Origin of the sequence: Lentzea jiangxiensis, from assembly GCF_900104175.1 — a bacterium.
In the GTDB taxonomy this organism is placed as follows: domain Bacteria; phylum Actinomycetota; class Actinomycetes; order Mycobacteriales; family Pseudonocardiaceae; genus Lentzea; species Lentzea jiangxiensis.
Genome location: NZ_FNIX01000008.1, coordinates 159,670 through 176,598 on the forward strand (window position 1 = coordinate 159,670; position 16,929 = coordinate 176,598).

The 16,929-nt window shown below is 69.4% G+C and carries 14 protein-coding genes; 6 read left to right on the top strand and 8 right to left on the bottom strand.

Translation table 11 applies throughout. The features are described from left to right. Positions 1-258: 258 nt before the first annotated feature. A complete protein-coding gene (locus tag BLQ91_RS22350; RefSeq protein ID WP_090099420.1) occupies positions 259-1,143 on the bottom strand; it encodes a DUF2199 domain-containing protein in 885 nt (294 codons plus the stop codon). A 404-nt stretch (positions 1,144-1,547) separates the two neighbouring features. Here BLQ91_RS22350 and BLQ91_RS22355 point away from each other — a divergent pair, with 404 nt between their 5' ends. Both BLQ91_RS22355 and BLQ91_RS22360 read left to right on the top strand, forming a co-directional pair. Next, positions 1,548-2,000 carry a MarR family winged helix-turn-helix transcriptional regulator gene (locus BLQ91_RS22355; protein WP_090099422.1) on the top strand — a complete coding sequence of 151 codons (453 nt, stop codon included), beginning with the start codon at positions 1,548-1,550 and terminating at the stop codon, positions 1,998-2,000. A 157-nt stretch (positions 2,001-2,157) separates the two neighbouring features. Then, a complete protein-coding gene (locus tag BLQ91_RS22360) occupies positions 2,158-2,904 on the top strand; it encodes an alpha/beta fold hydrolase (RefSeq protein WP_218130376.1) in 747 nt (248 codons plus the stop codon). 103 nt (positions 2,905-3,007) lie between these two features. Here BLQ91_RS22360 and BLQ91_RS41550 read toward each other — a convergent pair whose 3' ends face one another. After that, on the bottom strand, positions 3,008-3,181 hold the full coding sequence (locus BLQ91_RS41550; RefSeq protein ID WP_176959899.1) for a hypothetical protein: 174 nt from the start codon (positions 3,179-3,181) through the stop codon (positions 3,008-3,010). A gap of 313 nt (positions 3,182-3,494) precedes the next feature. Here BLQ91_RS41550 and BLQ91_RS22365 point away from each other — a divergent pair, with 313 nt between their 5' ends. Further along, on the top strand, positions 3,495-6,521 hold the full coding sequence (locus BLQ91_RS22365) for an AfsR/SARP family transcriptional regulator (protein ID WP_176959900.1): 3,027 nt from the start codon (positions 3,495-3,497) through the stop codon (positions 6,519-6,521). Positions 6,522-6,582: 61 nt separating this feature from the next. On the opposite strand, the gene BLQ91_RS22370 is transcribed toward BLQ91_RS22365, so the two are convergent. The 3 genes from BLQ91_RS22370 to BLQ91_RS22380 form a co-directional block, all read right to left on the bottom strand. Next, positions 6,583-7,206, bottom strand: coding sequence for a DUF1345 domain-containing protein (locus BLQ91_RS22370; protein WP_090099427.1), 624 nt, complete (start codon positions 7,204-7,206; stop codon positions 6,583-6,585). A 402-nt stretch (positions 7,207-7,608) separates the two neighbouring features. Further along, positions 7,609-7,953, bottom strand: a complete 345-nt coding sequence (locus BLQ91_RS22375; RefSeq protein WP_143022762.1) for a hypothetical protein — start codon at positions 7,951-7,953, stop codon at positions 7,609-7,611. 367 nt (positions 7,954-8,320) lie between these two features. Then, complete coding sequence (locus tag BLQ91_RS22380; protein WP_090099596.1) at positions 8,321-8,812, bottom strand: MarR family winged helix-turn-helix transcriptional regulator; 492 nt, start codon at positions 8,810-8,812, stop codon at positions 8,321-8,323. A 177-nt stretch (positions 8,813-8,989) separates the two neighbouring features. Between BLQ91_RS22380 and BLQ91_RS22385 the strand changes: the two genes are divergently transcribed. Next, a complete protein-coding gene (locus tag BLQ91_RS22385) occupies positions 8,990-9,934 on the top strand; it encodes a helix-turn-helix transcriptional regulator (RefSeq protein ID WP_090099432.1) in 945 nt (314 codons plus the stop codon). Between the two features lie 14 nt (positions 9,935-9,948). On the opposite strand, the gene BLQ91_RS22390 is transcribed toward BLQ91_RS22385, so the two are convergent. Continuing rightward, positions 9,949-11,145: a cytochrome P450 gene (locus tag BLQ91_RS22390; RefSeq protein WP_090099434.1), complete on the bottom strand. Its 1,197-nt coding sequence runs from the start codon at positions 11,143-11,145 to the stop codon at positions 9,949-9,951. 716 nt (positions 11,146-11,861) lie between these two features. On the opposite strand from BLQ91_RS22390, the gene BLQ91_RS22395 reads away from it, so the two are divergent. Together BLQ91_RS22395 and BLQ91_RS22400 are read left to right on the top strand one after the other, a co-directional pair. Continuing rightward, the gene (locus tag BLQ91_RS22395) at positions 11,862-14,018 is read left to right on the top strand and encodes an ATP-binding protein (protein WP_090099436.1); all 2,157 of its coding nucleotides are present in this window, start codon (positions 11,862-11,864) and stop codon (positions 14,016-14,018) included. A gap of 35 nt (positions 14,019-14,053) precedes the next feature. Beyond that, positions 14,054-14,890, top strand: a complete 837-nt coding sequence (locus tag BLQ91_RS22400) for an SAM-dependent methyltransferase (protein WP_090099437.1) — start codon at positions 14,054-14,056, stop codon at positions 14,888-14,890. A gap of 47 nt (positions 14,891-14,937) precedes the next feature. Here BLQ91_RS22400 and BLQ91_RS22405 read toward each other — a convergent pair whose 3' ends face one another. Together BLQ91_RS22405 and BLQ91_RS22410 are read right to left on the bottom strand one after the other, a co-directional pair. Beyond that, positions 14,938-16,377: an alpha/beta hydrolase gene (locus tag BLQ91_RS22405; protein WP_143022763.1), complete on the bottom strand. Its 1,440-nt coding sequence runs from the start codon at positions 16,375-16,377 to the stop codon at positions 14,938-14,940. 92 nt (positions 16,378-16,469) lie between these two features. Then, positions 16,470-16,883 (bottom strand): nuclear transport factor 2 family protein, encoded by a 414-nt coding sequence (locus BLQ91_RS22410; RefSeq protein WP_090099441.1) that lies wholly within the window; start codon positions 16,881-16,883, stop codon positions 16,470-16,472. Between the last annotated feature and the right edge of the window lie 46 nt (positions 16,884-16,929).

The window sequence follows — 16,929 nt, forward strand, 5'->3', positions numbered from 1 at the left end:
GATGTCACGGATCATCGGATCAACGCGCAAGAATGCGGACAGGAGCCGTCGAAACATCGTCATGATGCAACTAGGCGATCGGTCCGGCGAAGCGGCGCAGAAGGTGCGGCCGCCACAGGCGTGCTTCAACAGCAGAGGCTTGCCGCACCCGAAATCGACGCTAATCACGAAAAACGGCGTTCGCAACGACAGTGCCCGAAGACGACCTGATTGTGGGCACCTGCAGACCCCGTCGACGTCCGCCGTCCACCTGCGTTCTCAGACGTGATGGCGAACCGACCGCAGAACGTGCAGAGCCCACTTGTGGTCGCCCGGGTCGCTGTAGAACGCACCCAGGCTCAGCGCGGTGCCTTGACGCACCACGTGCGCGTAGAAGTCGTGCTGTGAACGCCCGTCGGCCACCGTCTCCACCCAGAAGGCGTGGGTGATGTCGACAGCGGTGGGCACGTGCAGCGACTGGTCCCGCGGCACCTCGGGCGCGTTCGCCAGCAACTCGCCCAGGTACTCGCCGGCAGGGCGTTGCAGGGGGTCGGTCAGCACGTCGACGAACACCGAGCGACCGGGGCTTCCGAACCGCCACCCGCCCTTGCCCAGCGCGGCCACCATGCCTTCTCCGCGCTCGACGCTCCAGTGCCGGTCGACCCTCACACGGATCGCGAGCGGCAGAGGGCCCGGGAACCAGCTCAGCAAGGTGTCGCGGTCCCACGTCTCGGTGAGCACGCGGCGCAGCAGCGGGTGCTCGGAGTTCGTGATCGTCGGAGGCTCGTCCACCGCGCGAACCGTCGCCATGACTTCCGCGCCGCGCAACGACTCCGTCCACGGCTTGAGGTCGTTGCCCAGTGTGCCGTGCAGGACCGTGCCGTCCCAGGAGGAGCCCCGCCACGCTTCGACCGCGCGCTCGAAGTCGGCTTGCCGCGTTTCCATCCACGCCGTGTAGGTCATGGTCGTGCCGCCGGTGAGCGCGACGGGCAGCAGGCACCGGACGAACGCCTGCCCGGTGGGTACCCGCAGAAAAGCCGCGTTGGCGTTGCTCTCCGCGCTGGGAACCACGCCGTCCGGCAGCCCCACGGTGACGTCGACGCGATCCGGGTTGCTGAGCGCGGCCCCACAGCAGGCGCACCGCTCAACAGACTGTGTCGTCACTCCGGCGAGGCTATGGCGGTGTCACACCACGCCCGTTCGTCCCGCGAACCCGGGGACCCCGAGGGCATCACAAGATGCCCTTTCGCGCCGCACTCGGTCCACACGGAACGTCCGGTGAGAACGCCGAAGATCGGTGACATCCACTGCTCGGGACACGCTGCGCCAGGACTTTCTCGTCCTCCTCGGGGCAGGACGTGCACGCCGCAGAACGGATCCCTTCGTGGAGCTCGGTGCCGTTGCCACCGTGCCGCCCGGCTTCCCCTGAACGCACAGTGCGGAGCCATGCTCCATCCGTGACCACGTCCACCTGCGAAGACCCCGGAAGTGCAGCAAACAGGACACCCCTGGCCACTGAGCGGCGGACGCGTTGCGTTCTTGCTCGGCACCACCGCACTCTCGGCGGCGTGACGGAAACGTGCACCGCTGACACCAGAGCAGATCCGAGGGTCTCCGACCTGCTCTGCTTCAACCTGTTCGCGGCAGCACGCGCCGTCACGAGCCTCTACCGCCCGGTCCTCGACCGGGCGGGCATCACCTATCCGCAGTTCCTGGTGCTCGCACTGCTGTGGGAACAGGACCAGCGCCCGATCCGCGAGCTCGTGCAGGAGCTGGGCCTCGACTACAGCACCTTGTCACCGCTCGTCAGAAGGCTGGAGAACAACGGGTTCCTGCGGCGCAGGAACCGACCGGGCGACAAGCGCTGGGTGCACGTCGAACTCACCGGCGAGGGCCGCGCACTGCGGTGGATCGTCACCGCGCTGACGGAGAAGCTGCGTGCGGCACTGGAGATGGACGACGAGGAGCTCGTCGTTCTGCGCAGTGCGCTGCAGAGGCTGCAGCACAACGCCTCACACTGAGAAGACTCCGAACACATCGCTCATTCGGATCGCCCGCACCGGATTTAATCGCACACGATCTAATCGCACACACCGCATCATCGCGAGGTGGTGCTCGACGAAAGGAAGAGCAATGCGCTTCCGGAAGGTTCTCGCGCTGGCCGCGGCCATGCTCGCCATGTCGGCGGTGGTGCCGTCGGCGACGGCGGACCAAAGACCCCCGAAGTCACCGAAACCGACCATCGTGCTGGTGCACGGCGCGTTCGCCGAGTCGGCCAGTTGGAACGGCGTCGTGGAACGCCTGAAGCGCAAGGGCTATCCCGTCGTCGCCGTCGCCAACCCGCTGCGCTCGCTCAGCGGTGACGCCGCGTACGTGCGCAAGGTGCTGGGCACGATCAACGGCCCCGTCGTGATCGCCGGTCACTCCTACGGGGGCATGGTGCTGTCGAACGCGGCCACCGGGAACCCGAACGTGAAGGGCCTCGTCTACATCGCCTCCTTCGCGCCGGAGTCCGGCGAGAGCACGTTCGACCTGGCGAACAAGTACCCCGGCAACGTGCTCGGCGAGGCGCTGGACAAGATCGACCTGGGCGACGGCGACCACGACCTGGTGATCCAGCAGGACAAGTTCCGCTCCTACTTCGCCGCGGACGTCGACCGCGAGACGGCGGAGCTCGCCGCCGCGACGCAGCGACCGGTGCGCGAAGCCGCGCTGGCCGAGGCCTCCGGCGAGCCGGCCTGGCACGACGTCCCGTCCTGGTTCCTGCTGACCGGCAAGGACAGGACGATCCCGTTGCAGGCGCAGAAGTTCATGGCCGAGCGCGCCAAGGCACGCGGCGTCGTCGAGCTTCCCCGCGCCTCGCACGCGGTCGCGGTGTCCGAGCCGGGGGCCGTCACGGACCTGATCATCCGCGCGGCTCGCTGACCGCACTTCCCAGGACCGGGGACACCCCTCTCCCCCTGTGCCACGACCGGGCCAGGCGAGTGCTCCCCCACCTCGCCCGGCCCGGTCGTCCACCTCCACGTCCTCACGGGAGCAGGACGTCCTCGATCTCGTTCTGCCCGCGGGGGTTCAGGTAACCCCGGAAGAAGCCGTGCCATACGACCGCGCACGTGTCGTGACCGCGGATCCCCTGCATCCGTTGCGCCAACCAGCCGGCCGCGTCGAACAGTTCCCCCGAGACCGCACCGCCGGTGGACACGAGCCTCGGCGCAGGAGAAGCGGCACTCCGGGACGCGACGACCCCTTCCGATGCGTCCACACGAGACCGCAGGCATGAACCGGAAGCCCCGCACGCGACTTCCCGCTCACCTGTGCGCCGGGCACCACTCCGGAACGCGTCATTACCGGCGGGTACCAGGATTCGTCAGCCCCGAACCTGCTCGCAGCGAGCAGACTCCCCGTTCACCGCGCCGCCGCCACGCGTTGTGCGCACTACCATCACAAGCATGTGGCCTCTCGTTCGATCTTCCGACGAAGAGATCGCTGCTTGCCGACCAGGTCTCACGTTCTCCGTGTTCGGCACGGTACGAGCATGGCGGGACAAAGCCGAGCTGGATCTCGGGTCACCGCAGCAGCGGCTCACCCTCGCCGTCCTCCTCCTGGCCGAAGGCCGCGCGGTCCAGGCACCGGAGATCATCCACGCGCTGTGGGGAGAAAGGGCTCCTCAAGCGGCGAGAGGAACGGTGCGCACCTATGTCTACCGGTTGCGGAAGCTGCTGAACGGCGACGCCGCCCCGGATGGCGCCGTTCTCCGGTCGGAGGGGAACGGTTACCAGCTGGTGCTGGCGGACGACCAGCTGGACCTGAGCCGCTTCCTGCGCCTGGTTCGCGCCGCGGAGGCGGCGGCCACCGCTCACGACCGCCACCGCGCGGTGGCGTTGCTGCACGCCGCCGTGACCGAGTTGAGAGACGAACCGCTGAGAGGGATCCCCGGCGACTGGGCTGAGACGGAGCGCCGCCGGCTCGGCCGGCTCGCCGTGCGGACCGTCGAGTTGCTGTCCGAGCACCAGCTCGATCTCGGCGGACGGGTCGACGTCCTGGACCAGCTGATGGCCATGTCGGAGGCGGAACCCCTCCGGGAGCGCGTGCACGAGTTGCTCATCCGCGCGTTGTGCCGGGAGAGAAGGCCCGCCGAGGCTCTCGCCGTGTACGAGAAGCTGCGCACGACACTGCGGGAAGAGCTCGGTGTGGAGCCGAGCCCCGCGTTGCGCGAGCTGTACGCCAGGGTCCTGCGGGCGGACCCGGCTTTGTCGGCCGCCACCGCGCCTGCGCCCGGTCACAGCGCGCCGATGGCGCGTTCGGCGCTGATGCCGGCGGCTTTGCCGGTGTTCGCCGGCCGGGAAGCGGAGCTGCGGGAGCTGAACTCCGTGCTGGACGACACGACGGCACCGAGGACCGTCATCGTGCACGGCACCGCGGGGGTCGGCAAGACCACGTTCGTGGTGCAGTGGGCGAGCCGGGTCGCGTCGTCCTTCCCGGACGGTCAGTTCTTCGTGAACCTGCGCGGCTTCGAGAGCGAGGACGCCGCCCGTGATCCGGCGGAGGTGCTCCACGAGCTGCTGGACGCCCTGGACCTGCCGTCGGCGAACAGGCCGTCCGGACTCGACGGTCTGATCGCGCTGTACCGCGGTGTCCTGGCCGAGCGCCGGGCACTGGTGGTCCTGGACAACGCCAGGGACAGCAAGCAGGTGCTCCCCCTGCTCTCGGCGGCGCCCGGCTGCCTGGTGGTGATCACCAGCAGGAGGGAGCTGACCTCGCTGGTCGCGTCGACCGGGGCGCATTCGACCAAGATCGGTCTGCTCGACATGGAGGAGTCGGTGGCGTTGATGACGCACCGGCTCGGTGAACAGCGCGTGCTCCGGGAACTGCCGGCGGTGCGGACGATCGCCACGATGTGCGCGCACCTGCCGCTTGCCCTGGCCGTCGCGGCCGCCCGGATCGCGAGCAATCCGAAGCTGCGGCTCTCGGACATCGCCGACCAGCTCACCAGCGAGGTCGAGCCCGGCCTGGACTTCCTGTCCACCGACGATCCGCGCAGTGACGTCCGCACGGTGTTGTCGTGGTCGTACCGCGCCCTGAGCCCGGAAGCCGCGCGGACGTTCAGGCTGCTCGCCCTGTTGCCGTTGAGCCGGACCACCACGCCCGCGGTCGCGAGCCTGACCGCGTTGTCGGTGCCGCGCGCCAGGGCCGTGCTGCGGGAGTTGAGCGCCCTGTGCCTGATCAACGAGGACGGGCCCGGTCAGTTCAGCTGGCACGACCTGCTGAGGGAGTACGCGGCCGAGGTCCTGGAGGACACCGTTGACGTCGAGGAGCAGCGGGCGGCGTGCCACCGCCTCCTGGGGCACTACCTCGTCCTGACGCGGAGCGCGTCGCTGCAACTGCTGGCGACCGACGACCTGCCCGACCTCCCGCAACTCCCACCCGGCGTGACCGCGCAGTCCGTCGACGACCTGCTGTCGGCTTTCGACATGTTCGCGTTCCAGCGCGACACGTTGCTCTCGCTGTTCGACTTCGCCACCAGGTGGGGTCTCGAATCGTTGTCCTGGCAACTGGCGTGGTACCTGCGTTACTACCTCGACCAGGCGTTCCTGTGGCAGGAGATGGCGGCGGTCAACGAGCTCGCCCTGGCGTGGGCGAAGAGCGCCGGCGATCGGCTGGCGACCGGTTACGCCCGCAGGGGCCTCGCCAGGGCCGCAGCCATGCTCGGCGACGTGAAGTCCGGCGCACGGCACCTGAGGGCCGCGATCCAGGCGTTCGAGGCGAGCGGCGACCGCCAGGCAGAGGGCTACGCGCACCTGCAGGCCGCCAACTGGCTGATCTACATCGGCCAGGCGGAGGCCGGACTCGACCACGCCGGGAAAGCGTGCGCCCTGTTCCGCGCAACCGCGTCCCACCACCAGGAAGAAGCTCTGCGGGAGGTCACCGCCCTCTCGCACGTGAAGGCCGGGCGCTACAGCGATGTGGTGGACACCCTGCTCAGGACCCTGACCGCGGACTACGACTCCGGCGCGACGCTCAAGCTGCTGCGCAAGATCGAGCACTTGACCGGGGCGTACGAATGGCTTGGTGAGTACCACAAAGCGGCGGAACTGCACGAGTCCGCACTGAAATTGATCTTGGAACTCACCGATGCCGACTGGGGGCGACTGCCCTACAGCTTCGAGGAGCAGTTCGCCACGCAGAGCTTCCTGCTGGCTCGTACGCTCTACATGGCAGGAGAGACCGATCGGGCGCTGGTGGTGCAACGCGAGGCGCTCAAAGGACTTCACTCGCTCTTCCGGAAACACCACATGTTCGTGGCGTTCCGGCAACCCGACGCGGCCGGCGCCAGGCAGGCCCTCGCCGAGCTCGAGGGCGTGCTCGCCGAGCAGCGGCTGGATCACCGGTGGTTCACGGCGAGCGTGCGCGCGGTGGACCGACTGGCCTCGGTGATGACGCGGACGGGAACGTCTCGTTGCCTGCTCGAGCTGCAGGACGGGAACCCCGCCCCTTTCGCGGGACCGAAGGCATCGCCGTACCGCGACAACGCGATCCGGTGATGACACCGCTCGCCGCATCACACCCGGACCACAGGTGTGACGCGACGACCCGGCTCAGGTCCTAGTCACCGGTGATCACACCGATCGCGATACCGAGCGTGATCGTGTTGTAGATGAACGAAAGCACGCCGTGTGCCAGCACCCGAACCCGGATCGCCGGACCGTTCGTCTCGACGTCCGACACCGCGAAGGTGGTGCCGGTCGTGAAGGCGAAGTACGTGAAGTCGGCGTAGGTGGGCCGGGGCGATCCCGGGAAGACCAGGATCTCCTCCGGCAGAGCCGCGAAGTAGGCCTGGGCGTAGCGCTCCGCGTAGCCGAAGTGGAGGATCGCCCACGCCAGGAGCACGGCCGGAACCGAGATCAGCTTGTTGACCAGGTCGGCCTCGTCTCCGGCGTCACCGACTCCCATGACGATGGAGACACCCGCGGTGATGCCCACGATTCCGCTGAAGACGGTGAACCACAGGCCCGCACGCGGGCCGAGTGCCAAGCGCAACCAGTCGTCGGACTGCTTGCCGCGCCTGCTGGCGCGGACACGCGCGATGCGGACGCCGAGGTAGATGACGGCGACGACGTCCCACGCCGCCGTCCAGACCTGTTCTGCCGAGATGAAGACCATGACGCCGAGGGCGATGAGTACTACTTCGATCGCGCGGGACAGCGCGAACCGAGCGCTCTTGATCACTTGAGTTCCTAGCTGGCAAGGAAAAGGACTCGCACAGTGAAGCGCGTGCGCGGCCCGCCGATGTCCACTGAGGACTCAAAGGGGCTCGTACTCGGCGCCAAGGGGCACTTTTCGAGTGACGAGCCACGACGCCGAAGCACCTGCGGTGCCCTGCGGAGCAGTGATCATGGCACTCGGAGTGCACCACCTCGTCGCGGTGCTTGTGTTCGGGACGCCCGCGATCGACACTTCCGCCCGCAGTGACTGTCCCCCCAACCCCGCACGCGGTCCACACCCCCTCCCGCATGCGGGGTGGACGCGGGGTGGAGCTGACATGCCGAGCTCCACCCCGCGTCGCAAAACTCCTCGAACACGTCCTGCGCCGGTGCGCCGCCCTCGCGAGCGGCGCACCGGCGTTCGGTGTCAGAGGGCGCGGAACGCCCGCACCTCGTGGCTCGGGTAGCTGTGGAAGTTGTTGGCGGGCTCGACCAGGACGAGCTGAGTGCAGGCCGTGTCCTCGTAGAGGGCGATTCGGCGCTCGGTGGCGTTGATGAGCGCCTTGGCGACGAAAGGCAGAGCCGTGCAGGTAGTGCTCGGGTTGCCGTACTTCTTCGGCACGGTGTTCGCCCGGACCGAGTCGTAGAAGCAGGCCACGCCGGGCTCACAGGCCGTCGGGCTCGACGCCGGGGCCGATGCCTGCGCGGTGACCGGCGCGACGACCAGGGCCATGCCCAGTGCCGCGAACGCGGCGAGAACTCGTTTTTTCACGTCGAACCTCCAGATGGTGTTGACAGATCCCCGCGCCCGCGGGCTGACCTCCGGGCACGAGACAGGTGCCCTGCTCGAGGGCGGGCACGACCCACAGTAGTTGAAAGTTCAGCTTGTCGGCCCAGCCTAGCCCAGACGCTGAAATTTCAACAGCGTGGGAGTGGAAGGTGTCAGATCCCGGACACCCGAACGCGGATGATCCGCCACCGTGGCGCGGCTTCGTGCCGACCTCGACTTTTGCTCCAGGTTCACCTCGGGCACGCCCGAAGCGGAGCGCTGACCTCTCGTCCGCCCACCACGACCTGCCCGCACCGGACTCAGGACTGCGACGGCACGGCGCACCGAAGCGCCGGCCGGAGTCCTCGCGTCACTCGCCGGGCCAGCCCATTCTGGCGAGGGCGGCGCCATCGGCCATCCCGGTCGCCAGCAACGTGCTGATCTCCCGCAGCGACTGCTGCTGCTCGTGGCTGAGACGGTCGAAGACGAGCTCGCGAACCTGCTCGACGTGCTGCCGCGCGGCACGCCTCACCTCTTTGAGCCCCTCCGCGGTGAGAACGGCGTTCTGACCCCTGCCGTCGCCGCCCGCGTCCTCCCGGCGGACCCAGCCGTCCCGCGCCAGGCGGTCGATCGTGTGGCTCAGCCTGCTGCGGTCGAACACGCACGCCGCCGCGAGGTCCGCCATGCGCATGGACCGCCCTGGCGCTTCGGACAACCTCGACAGCACGTCGTAGTAGGAGAAGGAGAGCCCCGACTGACGTTTCAGGTCGCGCTCGACCCGGTCCATCATGAGCTTGCTGGCGATGATGAAACTGCGCCAGGTCGCCTGCTCCTCGTCGTCCAGCCATCGGGTCTTCGGCATGTCGTCCTCCGCGACCGGGGCCTCGTCTCCCCCGAACCCTACCGCGCCCGCTGAAGTTTCAACCACCTGCGCCGGGCTGCCGTCTCACGGCCGGACTTGCCACTGCGGCCCCGGTGACATCCTGGCAGCCGCGGGTTACAGTGCTGCCCTCCGTTTCCGCAGCTCCGGGGGTCGCACATGCCACTCGACACCCACGGTCACCCGGTAATCGACATCACCGTTCCCTACTACCACGACAAGGCGAACCACCTGCTGGCCGAACAGTGGCTGGCCCAGGCCGGTGACCTCGTCCCCATTCCGCCCTTCGCCCTGCCGCGGCTCGACCGGAGGTCGTACTCCGTCCGGATCAGGCGAGCCGCCGTGCTCGACGTCGTCATCGAGAACCAGTACAGCGACGCCACGCTGGGCAGCACCGGCGGTTCGCACGGTCACATCGCGGACCGCGTGGTCACGCACTTCACCCTGCGGGGCTCGTGGCGGTTCCGGACGGAGCGCGAGGACATCCCGGTGGGACCGGGCAGGCTGTGCGTGCGCAAGAACGACCTGCCGTGGGACTTCGAGGTCGAGCACGGCACCCACGCGATCATGCTGTCGCTCCCCATCCGCGAGCTCCGGCTGCCGGCCCGCACCACCGCTCTCGGCGCGGACATGTCGTCACCGCCTGCCCGCTTGCTGCTGGCTCACGTGCGCACCTGCCTCGAACTGGGCGGCAGTGACGCCGCGACGACGCGCAACGCGACGATCGAGCTCTTCCAGGGCCTCGTCGACGGCCAGGTCGGCGACGACCCCCAACTGCACCCGGCGCTCGTGAGAGCCGCGAAGGGTCTCATCGAGACCCGCCTGCTCGTCGACCCCGGGCTGAGCCCGAAAACCATCGCCGCCGCGTTGAACGTCTCTCTCAGGACACTGCACCGCGCCTTCTCGGGCGAACAGATCTCGGTGATGGGCTACGTGCGCGAGCGACGCCTCGAACGGGCGAGGTCGGAGCTGATGTCCACCACGTGGACGGTCTCCGAGATCGCCGCTCGCTGGAACTTCGCGGACAGCAGCCACTTCACCAAGGCGTTCAAGAGGACGTTCGGCGTGAACCCGGCCCGGCAGGGCGCCTCCCGCGGCGAGTAGCACCGGCGCCGCCCTCACAGACGCACAGGTACCCGCGTCCTGCCGTTGAAGATGAACGTCGGGAGCGGTTCGAGAGCGCCGGCGTCCTCAGCCAGTTCGAGCTCGGGGAAGTGTGCGAACAGCGCCTCCAGCGCCAGCGAGGCCTCCACCCGGCCGAGCGCCGCACCGATGCAGTGGTGCACTCCGTGGCCGAGCGCCACGTGCGCCTTGTCGAGGCGGTGGACGTCGAACACCAGGGCGGTGTCGCCGTGCAGCTCCGGATCCCGGCCCCCGGTCCCGAAACCCATGATGACGGGGTCACCGGCGCGGATCACGACGCCTTCGCCGAGGTCGATGTCCTCGACGGCGTACCTCAACGGCATGTGCCGCACCGGCGCGTCGAAGCGCAGTGCCTCCTCGACGACCTCGGTCCAGGACACCTCCCCGTCGAGGGCGGCGGCGAGCTGGTCCGGGTGGCCGAGCAGGTCGACGATCGCGTTCGCGATGAGGTCGGTGGTGGCCGGAAGCCCGCCTGCGATGGTGACGGCGAGTGCGAGCAGCCGTTCCTCGTCGGTCATGCGGGGGTCATGGGCCAAGGTGCTCGCCATGTCGGCCGCGGGTGCGTTCCCCTTGCTCTCGAGCAGACCGGCGAGGAACCCCATCGCGCTGTCGAGCTGAGCGGCCGCGACCTCGGCCTCCTCGGAAGGGCTGAGGAGGCCGAGCATCGCCTTGCGCGCGTCCGCCCACCGCTCCTGCGGCACGCCGAACAGGTCGCACAGCGTTTCGCCGGCGATCACCTGGGCGAAGTCGGCCCGGAGATCGACGACCTCGCCCGAACCCGCCTCACCCAGGCCCGCCAGGATCTCGGGCAGCCTCTTGCCCAGCCCGGCGCTGATCTCGTCCAGGCGCTCCGGCACGAACGCCGCTTCCATGACGTCGCGCAAGCGGCGGTGATCGGCGCCGTACGCGTTGAGGACCGTCGGCGAGATGAGGAACGGCGCGAGCGGCCAGCCTTCCGGCACGGTCGCCAGCCCTGGCCAGTGCTGCCGCGCGTCGCGCGACAGCCGGTCGTCCTCCGCCAACCGCCTCAGCACGTCGTACCTGGTCACCGACCAGGCGATCACCCCGCCGGGCAGTTCGACGCGTGCGGCGGGGCCGGAGGACCGCAGCCCGGCGACGTCCGCTAGGGGGAAGCGGCCGGCGGGGTCGAGTGAAAGCACTTCCGTCGTCATCAGAGCAACCGTTCGTCGAGTTCGAGGAGCTGTCGAGCCACGTGGACACTAATATATTGGATATTACATATCGGCTGGCGTGGTCGGCCGGTTCACTCGACTGACGGGTTCCTCACCACCCCGGCGGAGGGGATTTCCTGGGTGTCGGGGCACACGTTCTGATCACTTCACATCACCTCGGAACTCTCGGGAAACGGTCCGACGCGGACCACGGCGTTCATCCGGCAGGAGTCGAACGGTACGAACACGTGCTCGCCGCGGCTTGTACCTCTGCGCCTGGATGTCGTAACGCCCGTGCCACCGAGCGGACGCGACGGACCGTGCGGCACCACCGCCGCTCACCGCCCGGCGCCAAACCAAAGGCCCGTCCAGTCCGCTGAGGACTGGACGGGCCTCCACTTCGGTCGCACCCTCCGGTGATCCGGCAATGCGCAGGGCCGGAAAACCATCGGTCCATCTCCCGAACGCAAGTGTTCCGGACAGATCGGCCTGCTGGTCTCCGGAGACGAGCAGCGTTCCCTTCCGTGCCGTGATTCGTGCGCCGCGGTGCACAGCCCGGTACACCGCTCCACCGCACGGGCCAGGCGCGGACGGGCCCGGAGCCGGCGCCCACCTGCGGACATGCGACCGAACGCAGCCGAAGAGCAACGACGAACGCGGGGTCGCGGAGCTTGCACGCATTCGGGCCCTCCGCGACCGCGAGGTAGCTTCGAACCGTGCTGATCGCCCGTGAGCGTGAACTGCGCGTGGTGACGAACGCGCTGGACCGGGCACTCGCCGGGCACGGAGACGTCATCGTGCTCACCGGTCCGCGCGGTGCGGGGACGACGTCCCTGGCCGATGCGGCGGTCGAGCTCGCCCTCGCACGCGGCTTTCCCGTGCTGCGGGCGGGCGGACCGCTCATGTGGGCTCAGCTGGCCAGGGACCGGGGCGTGCCGGACGAGTTCCTGGTCCCCCTTCTCGGCTCTGCGACGCCGCTGGAACTCGACGACGTGGCACGGCGGGTGGTGTCCAAGGAGCCGCTGCTGATCGTCGCCGACGACGTCGACCGGGCGGGCGGGGTCGAGTTCCTGTCCGTCGTGGCCGGCCGGGTCGGCGCGACCGGGACGGTGGTGGTCACCACCGCGCGCACGTCCCTGGGCATCGGCAGGGAGGTCGTTCTCCGCGGGCTGAGCCCAGAGGAACTCGACCAGGTCCTGCCGTGCTCACTCGCTTTGTGGACCGCCTCGCGGGGTCTGCCGGGAGTGGCGGTGGAACTGTCGGCTCTCGGCGAGTCCCTGGTGGACATGGCGTTGAACGCCCCGTCGGAGAACGAGTTCCTCGAGGTCGACGGCGACCTGGTCCGGTTGCTCGAACAGGCGGTCTCCCGGACGACAGGACCGGTGCGGGGCCGCCTGCTCGCCAAACTGGCCCGCGTGCTGGCGAACGACGCGTCCTCGTACGACCGCAGGCGCGAACTCGTCGCGGAGGCGCTCCGGCTGGACCCGCGAAGTCCTGCCGTCCTCGACGCCAGGCTGCACGCGCTCTGGGACCCTTCCGCGGCGCAGGACCGCGTCGACACCGGTCAGCGCATCGCCGAGCTGGCGATCTCCGGTGAGCTGGCGCGCAGGGGTCTGTTCTGGCAGTTCATCGGCCTCATGGAGCTCGGCCGCGTCACCGCCGCGGAGTCCGTGCTCAGCCGTTTCCACTCCGCCGCGTCGGCGGCGGCCGACGGCCCCGACCTCGTGATGGCGCTGAGCCGCCAGGCCGTGCTCGCCGCGCTGCGCGGCCGCTTCGACACGGCTGCCGGCCTGGTGTCCGAGTTCGTCGCCGTCGGCGTCCGCACGGGTGTTCCCGACACCCATCGGCTCGCCGGCTCGGTCCTCGGAGGCATGATCGGTGTCGCCGTCGGCGACAGGACCCGTCTCGAGGAGGGCATCTCCGCCTTCTCCGCCCTGGCCAGGAGGTTTCCCGGCCACTACTACGAAGCGAGCACCGCCGGCCTGCTGGTGCTGCTCGACAGGGTGGACGAAGCCGCGGCGGAGCTCCGCCGCGTCCTTCCCGTCGTGCTGGCGGGCACCGGCCCCCGCTGGCTCTCCGCGATGGCGGACCTCGCGTCCGTCGCCGTGGCCACCCACCAGGAGGACGACGCGGAGGTGCTCTACCGGCGTCTGCTGCCGTTCTCCGGCAGGCTCGTCGTCTGGGCCGGTGCCGGCACCGTGCGTGAACCCGTGTCCTACTGGCTGGGGCGGCTCGCGGACGTGCTCGGTCGCACTTCGGACGCCGCCGGCCACCTGAGGTCAGCGGCTGCCCAAGCGGCCGAGGCGGGCGCGTTGCCCGTGCTGGAGCGCGTGGAGGCCGCCCTCGCCGCTCTTCCCGTCGCCCGGGACGATCCCTCCCCCGGCAACTGGCGGCTGGTGCGGGACGGCGAGGACTGGCTCCTCACCACCGACGCCGAGCACGCACGGCTGCGCGACCGTCGCGGCCTGCACTACCTCCGCACACTGCTTTCCGCACCGGGCAAGGAGATACCGGCCCTGGCCCTGGCCTCGGGCGGGTCGGGTCTCACCGCGGCCACCACCACCCCGCTCCTGGACAAGACCGCTCTCCGCGCGTACCGGACGCGGCTCGCCCAGTTGTCGGAAGAAGACCCGGAGCACGCCTTCATCGCCGGCGAGCTCCGTCGTGCCACGGGCCTCGGAGGCAGGTCCAGAGCCTCGTCGTCCGAAGCCGAGCGGGCCAGGGTCAACGTCACCCGCACCCTGATCTCCGCCCTCGACCGGATGGCGGTGCAGGCGCCGCTGGCCGCCGCGCACCTGCGCGCGTCGATCCGCACCGGCCTGGCCTGCCGCTACGACCCCGCACCTGGCGGCCCGCCTCGCTGGCGGCTGTGAACGATTCGTTCCACCGCCGTTTACGCCTTCCCGGTATGAGCGACTTCGACGACCTCAACGCACAGCTCTGGATCCTCGGAGCGATCGGACGGCTCGCCGACCAAGGCCTCCTCGAGCGTGCGGCCGACCCGGACGACGAGTTGTCCGCCCTGAGCCAGCAGCTGCTCATCGACACCGGCTGGCTGCTGACCGATCCCCTCCGGCCCAGCGCCCGCCTGCTCGACGCGCCGCCACCCGGCGTCGCGGTCAGCGCCCTGAGCGGTTATGTCCGCGAACAGCTCGCCAGGGTCGGCCGGTTCACCGAAGGAGCCCCCGCCGGGTGGAACGAGCTCGACCGCGACCGCATCCGGTGGCGGGGGCGGGCCAGTGGCGTCATCGCGCACGGCATCATCGAACGCTGCTGCCCGGACGTCCTGCAGCGGGCCGAGCGCTTCCTCGACGTCGGCACCGGTGCCGGCGGGATCGCCATGCGGCTCTGCCGGACGCTGCCCGCCCTCCGCGCTGTCGGTCTGGAGATCAGCCCCGCGGCCCTCGACGTCGCCCGCATCGACGTCGTGGCAGCGGGTCTCGACGACCGCATCGAGATCCGCGACCAGTCCGTCTCGGACCTCACCGACGTGGAGGAGTACGACCTCGCCTGGCTCCCCCAGCAGTTCATCCCGCGCGCGCAGTTGCTCGAGGGTCTTCCTCGCGTCTTCCGCTCGCTGCGGCCGGACGGTGCCCTCGTCATGGCGCTCGCGTCCGAGAGCGATCTGCCCAACCTCGTCACCGGTGGTGGCACCCTGTCGGCGGAGGAAGCCGTGAAACTGGTGGAACAGGCCGGTTTCCGGCACGTCCAGACCCACGGCCAGGTCGTTTCCGGACGCCGTTGACGTTCAGGGGGCGCTGCCGGTGGCAGCGCCCCCTGGACGTCACATCTCTAGTCGTCGCAGACGGTGCCTCGTGGGGGCAGAGAGCCCTCCGTGAGGTAGGCGGCGACTTTCTCCGCAACGCACTTCTGGCTCTGGGTGAAACCGGTGTGCCCCTCGCCCCGGTAGGTCAGCAGGTGGCCGCTGCGCAAGGTCGACGCCAGGGCGACCGAGTCCCGGTAAGGCGTGTCCGGGTCACCGGTGTTGCCGACGACGAGGATCGGCGGGGCGCCCGCCGCGGAGAACGGACCGGTGTACCGGGACTGCGACTTGACCGGCCACTGAGTGCAGGCGGTGGCGTGGGCGTGGTCGTAGTTCGGCACCGCGTACGCGAGCGCGGGTCCTGTCACGGGCGCAATGCGCGATGCGATGGCGAGCCGGGCTTCGAGCTGCCCACGGGGGAAGGTCCGGTCCGCGCACTCCACCACCGTGTTGGCGGACAGAAATCCCACCTCCGGCACGGGCAGCAGGACACCGGTGCGGTTCTGCGCGTCGACCAGGGCTTCGGCCAGGAACGGCCACGCGAGCTCACCGCCGCCCAGCGAGGCCTGCACGTTGAACGTCAGGGTGGCCCCGTTGCCGACGAACCTGCCGTTGTCGATGACGGGATCCCCGTCCAACGCGTCCTGCAGCGCCATGAACGCCGAGCGCGGATCGTCACCGCCGAACTCGCACCTGGTCCTCTCGCACCAGTCGAAGAACCGTCCGAGCGCCGACTCGACCGCCTTGTACTGACCGAGGTCGTACTCGTAGGGCCGGTTCGCGTAGGTGTGCGGGTCGTACCCGCCGTCCAGCGCGAGTGCCCGTACCTTCCCCGGGAAGAGGTTCGCGTACACGGTGCCGATGTAGGTGCCGTAGGAGACCCCGAAGTAAGTGAGCTTCTCGTCACCGACGGCGCGGCGCAGGAGTTCCATGTCGCGCACGACGTACTCGGTGCCGACGAACGGCAAGAGCTTCCCGCTCTGCCGTGAGCAGGCGTCCGTGAACTTCCTGCCGCTCCGCAGCGCGCTGTCGAACGAGCCACCCCGCGGCCTGCTGGAAGCCTTCGCCCACTCAGCCGCGTACTCGTCCTGCGTCTGGCATGCGATCGGCTGACTGCGCCCGACGCCCCGCGGATCGAAACCGACGATGTCGAACCGGTCGCGCAACTCCGCGGGGCCGCTGGCGACGAGGTAGCTCATCATCGCGTCAACGGAACCCCCGGGACCACCGGGGTTGACGAACAACGACCCGATCCGCCGTGAGGGGTCGGCGGCGGGCTTGCGGGTCAGGCCGAGCCGGATCTTCTCGCCGGACGGGTTCCGGTGGTCGAGCGGAACCTCGGCCGTCGCACACTCGAAGCCGTCCTGGCAGTCCGTCCACGTCAGCGACGGCACGGCGGCGGTGGCGTGGGCCGCCGGCGAGCCACTGATCAACAACGCGCTCACCAGAGCGGGCACCAATAGTTTCACAATCGTCCTCGGAGTCTGATCGGGACATGTTCAAGGTTTGCGAAGGGTTTGCTGATCCGCGGTGCGCGGACGACGGTGGGTCCGGTCTCGGGTCAGGCCGAAGCGAAGAACTCCGCGTCGACCACACCACTCGTCCGCCGCGCCATCTCGGCCGAGAAGGCGAGGGCCGCGTCCAGCGGGCGGTGGTGGATGGCGGCCCCGACGACGAGACCGTCGCCGTTCCTGGTGAGCACGGTGACGCCCTGCATCTCGATCCCGTCCAACGCCACCGCGTCCCACTCGAGGTACGTGCGGTCACCGTCGGAGACCTGGTTCGTGAAGGTCAACGACTCGTAGATCCCGCTGGCGGTCTCCAGGACGCGTGCGACCTTCTCCCGACCCGTGACGGGATGCCGCAGGACGCTCGCTTCCAGGACCACGTCCTCCGCGAAGGCGGCACCGAACGCGGTGGACGACTTCGTCTCGAAGGCGTCGGTCCAGTCCGACCGGCCGGCACTCGTGGTCATCACTTCTCCTCATCGGTCGTGGAGATGCGCCACTTCTCTTGAAACA